The following is a 12856-nucleotide window of genomic DNA, read 5'->3' as shown; positions in this document are numbered from 1 at the left end:
GGCGCGGGCGGCGGGTGCTCCCCCGGCCGATCCGGTTCCCGGGCGCGTCGTGCGGGGCCGGTCGTCGGACTCCGACCGATCATGCATGGCCGGAACCCTACACGGCCGGGTGAACCGCTCCGGTGGGTTTCGGCAAGATCGTTCCGCGCGGGTGCGGCCGGGTCGGCTCCGCTCGCGCGGTGCCCGGTTTACCCGTCCGCTCCGGTGGGCGCGGCGACAGCGGCGTTGGCCCGTTCCCGCTGCGGCACGACGGTGTAGCGGGGGTCGCGGGCGGTGACCCGCCCGGCTTCGAAAATCCCGAAGCGAGCGGCGGCCCCGGCCACGGCCAGGCACGACCCGGCGACCGCCGCGATCCGCCGATCCCGTCCGGCCACCCCCGCCGCGGCCGCACCGGCCCAGGTCAGGACCCGGGAGGCGCGCAGCAACCGGCCGGGCGTGCCGGTGTCGTAGGCCTCGGCGGCGAGCCCGGCGCGGCGCAGCATGCGGTGCTCGGCGGCCAGTTCCAGCGCGGACCCGGTGATCGCCATCCGCCGCGCCGGGGCGGCCTGGGCGGTCGGGGTGGCGAGCAGGGCGATCCCGCCCGCGCTGGAGACGGCGCTGCCCGCGAACACGAACGGCAGCTCCCGGTGCACCTCGTGCCAGCCGGGCACGGCCGTGTCGGCCAGCAGCACCGCGGTGTAGGTGGTCATGGCGGGGCCGAGCACGGCGGCGGCGGTGCCCGCGAGCCTGCCGGTGCCGGGCAGCAGGCCGGTGAGGTCGCTGGCGGCCGCGGCGGCGGTCAGCCCGGAGAACGGGGCGAGGATCCAGGAGCCGACGCTCAGCGGCGAGGTCGGTTTCAGCACCCGCAGCATGTTCAGGAACCGCAGCGGCCGCCCCAGGTCGTGCACGAGCGCGAGCACGCTGGCCCCGGCGCCGGCCGCGGCGGCGACGCGCCCGGTGCGGCGCAGCTCGGGCCGCCCGGTCAGGTCGGCCAGCGCCGCCATCACCGCCGAGCCGCCTGCCAGCCCGCCGAGGAACAGGTAGGCGGGCACGTCGGGGACCTTCCAGGTGGGGCTCTTGATGATCTGCCGCCCGTAGTAGGAGCGGAACTCGGCGTCGGGCACGATCGATTCCCCGCGGCGCCTGCTCATCGCCGTCCCCGCCCGGCGAAGCAGACCGCGACGAGCGCGGCGGCGGTGCCCGCGGCGGCCGCGGCGTGCCGCCACATCGCCGGCAGGTCGCGGGTGGTCACGACCGGGTCGGGTGGCAGCCCGTAGACCTCGGGTTCGTCGAGCAGCAGGAAGAACGCGCCGTCCCCGCCGACGCCGTCGCCGGGGTCGTGGCCGTAGAGGCGGGCGCCGGTCTCACCGCGTTCGTGCAGTTCGTCGACGCGGCGGGCGGCGCGGGCGCGGAGTTCGTCGAGCGGCCCGTACTGGATGGACTCGGTGGGGCAGGCGGTGGCGCAGGCGGGGGCGAGCCCGGCGCCGAGCCGGTCCTGGCACAGGGTGCACTTGAACGCGCCGCCGTCCCCGGGCCGGATGTCGATCACCCCGTAGGGGCAGGCGGGCACGCAGTAGCCGCAGCCGTTGCACACGTCGTCCTGCACGAGCACGGTGCCGTGCTCGGTGCGGATGAGCGCCCCGGTGGGGCACACGTCGAGGCAGGCGGCGTGGGTGCAGTGCTTGCACACGTCGGAGGACATCAGCCACCGCACCCCGCCTCCCCTGTCGCCGGTGGGCCCGTCGCCGGGTGGTCCGACGCCGGGCATGCCGAGGTCGGTGGCGGGCAGCTCCTGTTCGACGAACGCGACGTGCCGCCAGGTGCTGGCACCGAGGTCGCCGGTGTTGTCGTAGGACATGCCGGTGAGTTCCAGGCCGTCCTCGGGCAGCAGGTTCCACTCCTTGCAGGCCACTTCGCAGGCCTTGCAGCCGATGCAGATGCTGGTGTCGGTGAAGAACCCGACGCGTTCGGGGTGCTCGGCGTAGCCGGCGTCGGCGGCGGGGTCCTCCAGCGGTCCGCTGAGGCTGGTGCGATCGACCACGGCTGGCTCCCTCATCGTCCGGTGTCGTGGGGGTCGTCGGCGTGTTCGGTTCCGGTGCGCCCGGTGATGCCCGCGCGCCTGCGGTGCTCGGCGACGAGCTCGGCGAGCGCGGGGCCCCTGGGGCGGCGGCCGGGGCGGATGTCGCAGGTCCCGGCCTTGGTCTCCATGATGTGCACGTTCGGGTCCAGGGACACTCCGATCAGTTCGTTGGCGGCGTCGCCGGTGCTCAGCCCGTTCGGCCCCCAGTGCCAGGGCAGCCCGACCTGGTGCAGGGTGCGGTCGCCGAGGCGCAGCGGCCGCAGCCGGCGGGTGATCAGCACGCGGGCTTCGATGGCGCTGCGGGCGGTGATGATGGTGGCCCAGCCCAGGTGCTGCAGGCCGCGTTCGGCGGCCAGTTCCGGGGAGACCTCGACGAACATGGCCGGGGCGAGTTCGGACAGGTGGTGCAGCCAGCGGCTCATGCCCCCGGCGGTGTGGTGTTCGGTGAGGCGGAACGTGGTGAACGCGTACGGGTAGACCTCGGCGCCGGGTTCGTGCCCGCTGGGCTGGTAGCGGTTCTCCGGGCGGGAGAGGGTCTGGCGGGCGGGGTTGCGCTGCTGGCGGTCGTGCAGCGGGTTGGCCAGCGGTGATTCCTGCGGTTCGTAGTGGGCGGGCAGCGGCCCGTCGACGAGCCCGGCGGGGACGTAGAGCCAGCCGCGGCCGTCGCTCTGCATGATGAACGGGTCGGTGCCCGCGAGCCCGGCGGGCCCGGTGGCGCCGTCGGGGGGCCGGTAGTCGGGGTGCTTGTCGGCCTCGAAGTCGGGGACGTCGTGCCCGCGCCAGCGCCCGGCGTCCTCGTCCCACCACACGTAGGCCTTGCGGTCGCTCCACGGCCTGCCCTGCGGGTCGGCGGAGGCGCGGTTGTAGAGGGCGCGGCGGTTCGCCGGCCACGCCCAGCCCCAGTCGGGGGCGACCCAGTTCTGCTCCCGTCCGGGGGTGCGGCGGGCGGCCTGGTTGGTCTCCTCGGCGTGCACCCCGCTGTAGATCCAGCAGCCGCAGGAGGTGCTGCCGTCGGCGCGGAGTTCGGCGTAGCCGGACACGGTGGTGCCGTCGGGTCCGGTGCCGTTGATCTCGCGGAGCACGGCGTCGGCGCTGGGTTCGGCGATATCGCCTTCGGTCGGGTAGTCCCAGGTGAGGTCGAGCAGGGGCCGGTCGTTCTCCTGCTGCTCGGGGGTGCGCCGGTCGCGGCGGGCGGTGAGCTTCTCCCGGAGCCTGCGGCCGAGGTGGTAGTAGAACCACAGGTCGCTGCGCCGGTCCCCGCGGGGTTCGACGGCCTTGTGGTGCCACTGCAGCAGCCGCTGGGTGTTGGTGAACGAGCCGTCCTTCTCGGTGTGGGCGGCGGCGGGCAGGAAGAACACCTCGGTGCCGATGTCCGGGGTGGACAGTTCGCCGTTCTGGACTTCGGGCCCGTCCTTCCAAAACGTGGCGGTTTCGATCATGTTGAGGTCGCGGACGACGAGCCAGTCGAGGTTGGCCAGCCCGAGCCGCTGCTGCCGCGAGTTCGCGGTGCCCACCGCCGGGTTCTCCCCGATCACGAAGTAGCCCTTGACCTTGCCGTCGATCTGGTCGGCGACGGTCTGGAAGGTGCCGTGGTCGCCGGTGAGCCGCGGCAGGTTCGCGAAGGCGAAGTCGTTGTCGGGGGTCGCCGCGTCCCCCCACCAGGCCTTGAGGAGGCTGACCACGTAGGAGCGCATGTTCGCCCAGTAGCCGCGGGCGTGCTCGTCGGTGGCGACGAACGCGTCGAGGTCGTGGTCGGTCTGGGCCTGCGGCATCGGGATGTAGCCGGGCAGCAGGTTGAACAGCGTGGGGATGTCGGTGGAGCCCTGGATGCTGGCGTGCCCGCGCAGCGCGAGGATGCCCGCACCGGGGCGGCCGATGTTGCCCAGCAGCAGCTGCAGGATGGAGGCGGCGCGGATGTACTGCACGCCGACGGTGTGGTGGGTCCAGCCGACGGCGTAGGCGATGGTGGCGGTGCGGTCGCGCCCGGAGTTGCTGATCAGCGCGTCGGCGACCCGCTGGAACTCGGCCTGCGGCACGCCGCAGGTCTGCTCGACCATCTCCGGGGTGTAGCGGGCGAAGTGCCGTTTGAGCAGTTGGAACACGCACCGCGGGTGCTGCAGCGTCGGGTCGGTCTCGGGGGTGCCGTGGTAGACGGGCCCGCCGGATCCGGCGCGTTCGGGTCGGCTGCCCGCGCGTTCCCGGCCGTGCGGGCTGGCGGGCCGGTCCTCGCGCGGTTTCTCCCAGGACACCGCGGAGAGCGCTTCGGCGCCCTCGTACTGCCAGCTGCTCGGGTCGTAGGCCCCTTCGTCGGGGTCGAACCCGGAGAACACGCCGTCGAGGTCCTCGGTGTCGGCGAACTCCTCCCCGATGATCATGGCGGCGTTGGTGTAGTTCACCACGTAGTCGTGGAAGTGGGCGTCGCGTTCGAGGACCTGGTGGATCAGCCCGCCGAGGAACGCGATGTCGCTGCCCGCGCGCAGCGGCACGTGCTGGTCGGCGACCGCGGAGGTGCGGGTGAAGCGCGGGTCGACGTGGATGACGGTGGCGCCGCGCGCTTGGGCCTCGGTCACCCACTGGAAACCGACGGGGTGCGCTTCGGCCATGTTGGAACCCTGGATGAGGATGCAGTCGGCGTTGGCCAGGTCTTGCAGGAAGGTCGTGGCCCCTCCGCGCCCGAAGGAGGTTCCCAGACCGGGAACCGTGGAGGAGTGTCAAATGCGCGCCTGGTTCTCCACCTGGATGGCGCCCATGGCGGTGTAGAGCTTCTTCATGAGGTAGTTCTCCTCGTTGTCGAGGGTCGCTCCTCCGAGGCTCGCGATGCCCGTGGTGCGCCGCAGCGGCCTGCCTTCCTCGTCGGCCTGCTGCCAGGTGGCGTCCCGCGTGGCCAGCACGCGGTCGGTGATCATGTCGAGTGCGGTGTCGAGGTCGAGGTCCTCCCACTCGGTGCCGTGCGGGCGCCGGTAGCGGACCCGGTCCTGCCGGGTGGGTGCGGTGACGAGTTCGCGGCTGGCGGAGCCCTTGGGGCAGAGCCTGCCGCGGCTGATCGGCGAGTCCGAGTCGCCTTCGATCTGGGTGATCTCGCCGTCGCGCACGAACACCTGCTGCCCGCAGCCGACGGCGCAGTACGGGCAGATCGAGCGCACGACCCGGTCGGCGTCCTGGGTGCGGGCGCGGAGCGCGTCGGTGCGGCGGGAGCGGGCGGCGGTGCCGCGCCCGAGCGGGTCGGGTCCGGTGAGCTGGCGGACCAGCGGCCAGTTCAGCCACTGCGGCATCCGGCGACCTCCTCCCGCGAACGACGACGGCGGGTGCCCGATCCCCCATCGGACACCCGCCGCGGCGGTGGTGCAAGCCGGTCGTGCTCGCCGCTGGTCAGCCGCTGATGTTCTCGGCGGGCCGGTCGTCGTCGCGCTCGGCGGTGGAGCCCGCGGCCGGGTCGGCCTCGGTTCCGGCGGTCTCGGTTCCGTCGTCGTCCGCGCCCTCGGGTGCCGGGGTGCCGGCCTGGGTGGCCGTGCGCGGCATCCAGATCCACGCGATGAGCGCGGCGAGCAGGATCAGCGCGGCGCCGGCGAGGTTGGCGAAGCGCATCCCGCCCATCCAGGACACCACGACCTCGTGGGCCAAGGCCGCGCCCTGCTGCCCGAGGGACGCGGCGACCTGCAGCCCACCGGGCAGCGATTCCTTCGCCATCGCTTGGGCCTCGGGCGGCAATCCGGCCACGGCCGGGCCCAGCTGGGTGGAGTAGGCGCTGCCGAGGACGCTGCCCAGCACGGCGACGCCGAGGGAGGCGCCGACCTCGCGGGTGACGTCGTTGGTGGCCGAACCCATGCCGGCGCGGGCGCGCGGCACGTTCGCCATCAGCTGGTCGGTGGCCGGGGCCATCGCCAGCGACATGCCGCCGGAGGTCAGCGCCAGCGGCAGCAGCAGGTGCAGGTAGCCGGAGTCGGCGGTCAGGGTGCTGAGCCCGGCCATGCCGCAGGCGGCGAGCACCAGGCCCGCGGCGATGGTGGTGCGCGGGCCGAACCGGCCCACGATGCGCCCGACCTGCGGGGCGACCAGCACCATCATCACCGACATCGGCAGCATGGCCACCGAGGAGCCCAGCGGCGAGTACCCGAACACCAGGATCAGCGTCTGGCTCAGCGAGAAGAACACGCCGATCATCGCGAAGAACACCAGGGTCAGCGCGACCGCGGAGGCGGAGAACCCGGCGTTGCGGAACAGGTCCATGTCCAGCATCGGGTCCTTGACCCGCCGTTCCCAGGCGACGAACGCGCCGACGAGCAGCAGCCCGACCACGACCATGATCAGGGTGCGGGGCGCGGTCCAGCCGACGTGCTGGGCGTCGATGAGCCCGTAGACGACGACGGTGATGCCGACGGTGGACAGGATCGCGCCGCCGATGTCGATGCCGCCGTGCCCGCCTTCGACGGGGGCGTCGCTGCCTGCGTTCTTCGGCACGTACTTGATGCTGGCGATCACGGCGACCACGACGACGGGCACGTTGATCGCGAACACCGCGTGCCAGGTGCTGACCTCCAGCAGCAGCCCGGCGATGACCGGGCCGAGGGCGGTTCCGGCGCCGGAGACCGCGGCCCACACCCCGACCGCCTTGGTGCGCTCGGAGCTGGGGAACACGCTGGTGAGGATGGACAGCGTCACCGGCATGATCATCGATCCGCCGAGGCCGAGCAGCCCGCGGGCGGCGATCAGCTCGGCGCTGGAGCTGACGAAGAAGCACACGTACAGCGACACCGCGCCGAACAGCACCAGCCCGGCCTGCAGCATGAGCTTGCGCCCGTAGCGGTCGGCGAGGGTGGAGGTGGTGAACAGCAGCCCCGCGAACACCAGGGCGTAGGCGTTGCTGAACCACTGCTGGTCCGACAGCGAGGAGCCGAGGTCCTGGGACAGGAACGGCAGGGCGACGCCGAGCGAGGTGTTCGCCAGCATCGTCGCCGACAGCGCCAGGCACAGGACCAGCAGCGTGGTCCAGCGGCGGCGATAGACCCCCAGGTCGATGCCGTCGGCGACGGCGCGGCGCTCGCCTTCGGTGTTCGGGCCTTCGGTGGGGTGCGCACCGCCCGAAGCCGACTCGGGGTGGGTACCGGACACGAGGTCTCCTCATTTCGCGTGCGACAGGATGCCCACCCACGTTATGTCACCACTGCCATTTGTCACTCATGACATCAGTCACCGTTGACGGAACGTGCACACCGGGTGAACCTGGGTCGCATGACCGCCGCACCCGTCGAACCCTCCGCCGAGCCCGTCGACCGCAGGCGGCGCCGCACCGCCCGCACCCGGGCGGGCATCGAGGAGGCGGCGCTGCGGCTGTTCACCGAGCGGGGCTTCGACAACACCACCGTCGAGCAGATCGCCGAGGCCGCCGACATCGCCCCGCGCACCTTCTTCCGCCACTTCCCCAGCAAGGACGCGGTGCTGTTCGGCGATTCGCTGCGCGAGCAGGAGCGGATGCACCAGGTGCTGGCCTCCCGGCCCGCCGACGAGCATCCGATGCGCAAGCTGGCCGCCGCCATGTTCGACACCGCCGACCGGGTGCAGGCCGATCGCCGCCAGCACCTGATGCGCGCGCAGCTGCTGGATTCCCTGGAGGCCGGGGGCGACTACGAATCGCACCTGATGCACCGGCGTTGGGTGCACGAGGTGGCGACCAGCCTCGCCGAGCACTGCGGTGGCGGCGAACCCGATCCGCGGCTGTACACGTGGTCGATGCTGATGATGACCTGCTTCGGTTCGGCGATGCGGTCGTGGCTGGTGCGCACCGACGGCGCGACGCTGCGCGACATCCTCGCGGAACTGCTCGCCGAGACCTCCGCGGGCCTGCGCGAGGTCACCGCGGACCCGATCGGCCGTCCCCTGCCCTGACCCGTTCCGGCCCGGACGGGTGCGGGCCGGAGTCCTCGCGAACCTGGTCGCGCCGCCACACCACCCCGACCCGGTCGGGCGGCGGTGGGCACCCGCAGCCGCGTACCGGGTCAGCGCACGGTGATGAGGTGTTCGCCGCGCGGGACGAGTTCGCCGACGACGGGCGCGCCGGGGACCTCACCGGCCACCAGCAGCCCGCCGGAGGTCTGGGCGTCGGCCAGCAGCAGCGCCTCGCCCTCGCTGGTGGCGGCGAGGGCGCAGTGCGGGCGCACCCAGTCGAGGTTGCGGTGCGTGCCGCCGCTGACGTGCCCGTCGCGCAGCGCCTCCCGCGCCCCGTCCAGGTAGGGCACGGCGGCGGAGTCGAGGACGGCGGAGACCCCGCTGGCGCGCACCAGTTTCAGCAGGTGCCCGAGCAGCCCGAACCCGGTGACGTCGGTCGCGCAGCGCGCCCCGGCGGCCAGCGCGGCGGCCGAGGCCTCGGCGTTGAGCTCGGTCATGGCGGCCACGGCCTGCGGGAACACCTCGCCGGTGGCCTTGTGCCGGGTGTTGAGCACGCCGATGCCGAGGGGTTTGGTCAGCGACAGCGGCAGCCCGGCGCGCCCGGCGTCGTTGCGCAGCAGCGCGTCGGGGTCGGCGGTGCCGGTGGCGGCCATGCCGTACTTGGGTTCGGGGTCGTCGACGCTGTGCCCGCCTGCGACGGGGCAGCCCGCGGCGCGGCCGACGTCGAGGCCGCCGCGCAGCACCTCGCGGGCCAGTTCCAGCGGGAGCCGGTCGCGGGGCCAGCACAGCAGGTTGATCGCCAGCACCGGGCGGGCGCCCATCGCGTAGAGGTCGGACAGGGCGTTGGTGGCCGCGATCCGGCCCCAGTCGTAGGCGTCGTCGACGACGGGGGTGAAGAAGTCCGCGGTGCTGACCACCGCCTGCCCGGCCGGGTCGATGCGGACCGCGGCGGCGTCGTCGCCGTCGTCGAGGCCGACCAGCAGCGCCGGGTCGGGCACGCCGCGCAGGTCGGCGACGATCTCCTCCAGCTCTCCGGGCGGGATCTTGCAGGCGCAGCCGCCGCCGTGGGCGTACTGGGTGAGCCGGTACCGGGTGGGCGCGTCGAGTTCCGTCACGTCACCGACCGTATCCACCTCGTCGACCCGGTGCCCGGTTCGCGGGGGGATCGACCCGTTCGCGGCCCGTCGGGCGCGGCTCGGCGCACGTGCGCACGTCGGTGGTCCCGGCGGCGGCGCGGGCGGGACCACCGGGCGTCGCCGGGTGCGGTCAGAACCGGATGACGCTGGACGGTTCGGCGACGGTGCCGGTGAGTTCGTAGCGGCCGATGTAGACGTTCTTGGCGTCGACGGGGTCGTGGGAGGCGAAGGTGCGGGCGTTGCGCCAGAACCGGTCGTAGCGGTGGGCGTGGGAGGTGCTGCGGGCGCCGGTGATCTCGTGGATCTCGGCGGCGGCCTCGAGGGAGGCCTCGACGGCGGCGACCTTGGCGCGGAAGCAGTCGACTGTCGTCTCGTCGGTCTCCTCGGCGCCGGTTTCGAGCCGGTCGGCGGCGGCGTGCAGCAGGGCGCGGGAGGCGGCGAGCCTGCTGGAGGTGGCGCCGATGCGGCGCAGCACCAGCGGGTCGTCGGCGGGTCCGGCGAAGCGGGGCAGCGAGCCGCGGGTCATGGTGCGGGCGTGCCCGAGCAGGGCGTCGAGGGCACCTTCGCCGATGCCTTGCAGCAGCGCCGCGTGCAGCAGCATCACCGCGCCGAGGAACACCGGGGAGGGTGTGGCCGGGGCGGGCCGGTGGTGGCCGTCGGGGGCGAAGACGTCCCGGTAGGTGAGGGTGCGGCTGCGGGTGCCGCGCTGGCCCATGTTGTCCCAGTCGTCGTGGGCTTCGATCCGCGGGTCGTCGAGGTCGACCAGCGCTTGGTGCGGGGCGCCGTCGAGCAGGCAGCGCACGAGCGCGGCCCCGCCACCGCCGCTGTTGGAGTTGAAGGTCTTGGTACCGGTGACCAGCACTCCCCCGTCGACGCGGCGGGCGGTGACCTTGCCGGTGGTGCCGGTTTCGGCGACGGAGGAGACGAACCGCAGCCCGTCGTGCAGCACCCGGTGCGCCAGCTCCTCCCGGGTGCCGCGCGGCAGTCCGTTGCCGGGGCCGAACAGTTCGCGGGCGACCAGGGCGGTGGTGAGCCAGTTCTGCCCGGTGGGCCCGTCGCCGGCGCTGATCTCGCGGACCGCGCGGATGAGGGTGCCCCAGCCGCCGCGTTCGGTGCCGTCCCAGAGCCCGCCGTGGGCGGCGGGCACGACGAGCCGAGCGGTGCCGAGTTCGGCGAGCAGCGCGAGGTTGCCGGTGGGGTCGGCGTTGTCGCGGTCGGCGGCGAATCCGCCTTCGGCGAGCCGCGGGCGGTGCGCCCGGATGGCGTGCAGCAGCGCGGTGCCCTCGTCCTCGGGGGTCGGCATGACGAACCTCCAAATGCGAACGTGAATTCTCGTTCTCGAATATAGCGGGCGGTGGGCGCCACCCGTCAAGGACGAACCGGCCCGATCAGCGCCGATACGATGCGGGCATGACCGACGAGCCGGACCCCCAGGCGCACTACCGGCAACCCCGCCAAGCCCGCAGCGCCGCCACCCTGGCCCGCGTCCTGGAAGCCGCCGAAGAACTCGCCTTCGACATCGGCCTCGAACAACTCACGATCACCGGCGTCGCCGAACGCGCCGGAGTGTCCGTCGGCTCCATCTACCGCCGCTTCGACGGCAAGGACCAACTCCTCGCCGCCCTCACCGACCGGATGCTGCACCAGCGCGAAACCGACCTCGCCGACGCGCTGCGCACCGCCGAACCCACCCTGACCGGCGTCCTGCACGCCTACACCGACGCGCTGCTGCGCTCGTTCACCTCGACCCGATCCCTGTTCCCCTACCTGCTGCGCGCCCACGAGATCGACGTCCTCGACCGCGGCGCCCGCACCATCACCGAAGTGCACCGGCTGCTGATCGACGCCGCCACCCCGCACACCGGCGACATCCGCCGCGACGACCCCGGCGCCGCCCTCGACGCCGTCGCCCGCGCCCTGCTGGGCGCCTGCTTCCACAACTCGGTGCGCCCCGACCGGCCCGCCGACGAACCCACGATGCGCCGCTACGCCGACGAACTCGCCGAAATGGGACTCGCCTACCTGCGCACCCCCGACCGCGAACACTGACCCCGCGCGCTGACCCCGCGCACTGGGCAACGGGCCCCGGGCAGCGCGCCCCACCCGCCCGGCGTAGGTTGGGCGCCGCCCGCACGACGGGCGGAGGAGGCGTCAGGGCGCCTGGTGGCCCCCGCGGTCTTCAACACCGACGTGGCCGAGCACCTCGGCCAGGCGGGTTCGATTCCCGTCCGCCTCCGCCACCGGCCCAGCACCCACCGGCCCAGCACCGCACGCCGACTACACTGCCCGCCGTGGCGATCGAGCGGCCCGGACCGGTGCGCTGGCTGTACTACCAGTACGGCGGCACGCTGCCCCCCACCTACCGCGACTGGGTGCTGCGCGACGCGACCTGCTCCACCTGGGTGCTGCGGGTCTGCCTGCGCGGCCTGCTGCACGTGCTCCCGCTGATCGCGCTGCTGTTCGGCGTGCTGTGGTGGGCCGGTGGATCCTGGCCGATCGCACTGGGCTCCGTGCTGCTCGGCGTGCTGGTGGTGCTGCGGATCGTGCTGACCAGCTCGGTGGAGAGCGTCGACGCCCGCCTCGCCCGCCACGGCTTCCCGCCCGGCCACGCCTCCGCCGTGCGCTCCCAGCTGGACGCCGACGCCGCCGCCCGCTACCGCGCCACCTGGCGCGGCGAACACTCCTGATCACGCGATCGCGCGCAGCACGACCCCCGCCGGGCTCCTAGGCTGCGCCGCATGGACGCGCGCCGCCGGATCCCCGCCACGGACCGGGTGCTGGCCGACCCCCTGCTGCACGGCGCCGCCGACCGGCTCGGCCACGACGTGGTGCGCCGCGCCGTGCACGACGCCCAGCAGCAGGCCCGCCACGGCCACCTGCCACCCGAGCAGGTCGCCGCCGCCGCCCGCGCCGCACTCCCCGACACCGCCTGCGGCATGCGCCGGGTCATCAACGCCAGCGGAGTGCTGCTGCACACCAACCTCGGCCGCGCCCCCCTCTCCGACGCCGCCATCGACGCGGTGCGCGCCACCGCGGGCACCAGCGACGTCGAACTCGACCTCACCACCGGACGACGCGGCCCCCGCGGCCGCGGCACGCGCGACGCCCTGATCGACGCCGTACCCGCCGCCGAAGACGCCCACGTCGTCAACAACGGAGCCGCCGCCCTCTCCCTCGCGGCCACCGCCCTCGCCGCGGGCCGCGAGATCGTGCTCGCCCGCGGCGAACTCGTCGAGATCGGCGACGGATTCCGCATCCCCGACCTGCTCACCGCCACCGGCGCGCGACTGCGCGAAGTCGGCACCACCAACCGGGTCCACCTCGCCGACTACCAGGACGCCATCGGACCCGACACCGGATTCGTGCTCAAGGTCCACCCCTCGAACTTCCGCATCACCGGCTTCACCGCCCACGTGGCCGTCGCCGAACTCCGCACCCTGCCCGCACCCGTCGTCGCCGACATCGGCTCCGGCCTGCTGCACCCGCACCCCAAACTGCCCGCCGAACCCGACGCGCAACGCACCCTCGCCGCCGGAGCCGACCTCGTCACCGCCAGCGGCGACAAACTCCTCGGCGGCCCCCAAGCCGGCCTGCTGCTCGGCACCACCGACCTGATCACCCGGCTGCGACGGCACCCGCTGGCCCGCGCACTGCGCGTCGACAAGCTCACCCTCGCCGCCCCCGCCGCCCCCCCCCGCGGCCCCGCCCCCCCGCCCCCCCCCCGGGCGACGTCGACGGCACCGCGGGCCACCGCCGGGATCGACTCGCCCGGGTCCTG

At 73.8% G+C, this 12856-nt stretch carries 10 protein-coding genes and 1 tRNA gene; 5 read left to right on the top strand and 6 right to left on the bottom strand.

Translation table 11 applies throughout. The features are described 5' to 3' along the window. Positions 1-188 precede the first annotated feature (188 nt). The 4 genes from nrfD to LCD35_RS24250 form a co-directional block, all read right to left on the bottom strand. Positions 189-1130, bottom strand: coding sequence for an NrfD/PsrC family molybdoenzyme membrane anchor subunit (nrfD, locus tag LCD35_RS24265; protein ID WP_224960564.1), 942 nt, complete (start codon positions 1128-1130; stop codon positions 189-191). Continuing rightward, positions 1127-2035, bottom strand: a complete 909-nt coding sequence (locus LCD35_RS24260; protein ID WP_374108129.1) for a 4Fe-4S dicluster domain-containing protein — start codon at positions 2033-2035, stop codon at positions 1127-1129. Before LCD35_RS24260 ends, nrfD begins: the two co-directional genes overlap by 4 nt. After that, positions 2032-5331, bottom strand: coding sequence for a formate dehydrogenase (fdh, locus tag LCD35_RS24255; protein WP_225044960.1), 3300 nt, complete (start codon positions 5329-5331; stop codon positions 2032-2034). The genes LCD35_RS24260 and fdh overlap by 4 nt, the downstream gene beginning before the upstream one ends. A 97-nt stretch (positions 5332-5428) precedes the next feature. After that, a complete protein-coding gene (locus LCD35_RS24250; protein WP_225044957.1) occupies positions 5429-7168 on the bottom strand; it encodes an MFS transporter in 1740 nt (579 codons plus the stop codon). A 120-nt stretch (positions 7169-7288) separates the two neighbouring features. On the opposite strand from LCD35_RS24250, the gene LCD35_RS24245 reads away from it, so the two are divergent. Further along, positions 7289-7942 (top strand): TetR family transcriptional regulator, encoded by a 654-nt coding sequence (locus LCD35_RS24245; RefSeq protein WP_224960569.1) that lies wholly within the window; start codon positions 7289-7291, stop codon positions 7940-7942. A gap of 110 nt (positions 7943-8052) precedes the next feature. Here the strand turns inward: LCD35_RS24245 and selD are convergent, their stop codons facing one another. Both selD and LCD35_RS24235 read right to left on the bottom strand, forming a co-directional pair. Continuing rightward, the gene (gene selD / locus LCD35_RS24240; RefSeq protein ID WP_224960571.1) at positions 8053-9057 is read right to left on the bottom strand and encodes a selenide, water dikinase SelD; all 1005 of its coding nucleotides are present in this window, start codon (positions 9055-9057) and stop codon (positions 8053-8055) included. A 151-nt stretch (positions 9058-9208) separates the two neighbouring features. Then, on the bottom strand, positions 9209-10381 hold the full coding sequence (locus LCD35_RS24235) for an acyl-CoA dehydrogenase family protein (protein ID WP_224960573.1): 1173 nt from the start codon (positions 10379-10381) through the stop codon (positions 9209-9211). A gap of 107 nt (positions 10382-10488) precedes the next feature. Here LCD35_RS24235 and LCD35_RS24230 point away from each other — a divergent pair, with 107 nt between their 5' ends. From LCD35_RS24230 to selA, 4 genes are all read left to right on the top strand, one after another. Further along, the gene (locus tag LCD35_RS24230; protein WP_224968297.1) at positions 10489-11127 is read left to right on the top strand and encodes a TetR/AcrR family transcriptional regulator; all 639 of its coding nucleotides are present in this window, start codon (positions 10489-10491) and stop codon (positions 11125-11127) included. 95 nt (positions 11128-11222) lie between these two features. Further along, positions 11223-11318, top strand: a tRNA-Sec gene (locus tag LCD35_RS24225). A gap of 51 nt (positions 11319-11369) precedes the next feature. Then, positions 11370-11765: a DUF5313 family protein gene (locus tag LCD35_RS24220; protein ID WP_224969086.1), complete on the top strand. Its 396-nt coding sequence runs from the start codon at positions 11370-11372 to the stop codon at positions 11763-11765. Between the two features lie 51 nt (positions 11766-11816). Then, the coding region (gene selA / locus LCD35_RS24215; RefSeq protein WP_225044956.1) for an L-seryl-tRNA(Sec) selenium transferase at positions 11817-12856 on the top strand (1040 nt) is incomplete at its 3' end.

This window comes from Saccharopolyspora sp. 6V, assembly GCF_020176785.1.
Taxonomy (GTDB): domain Bacteria; phylum Actinomycetota; class Actinomycetes; order Mycobacteriales; family Pseudonocardiaceae; genus Saccharopolyspora_C; species Saccharopolyspora_C gregorii.
This window is presented reverse-complemented; position numbering and strand designations above follow the sequence as displayed.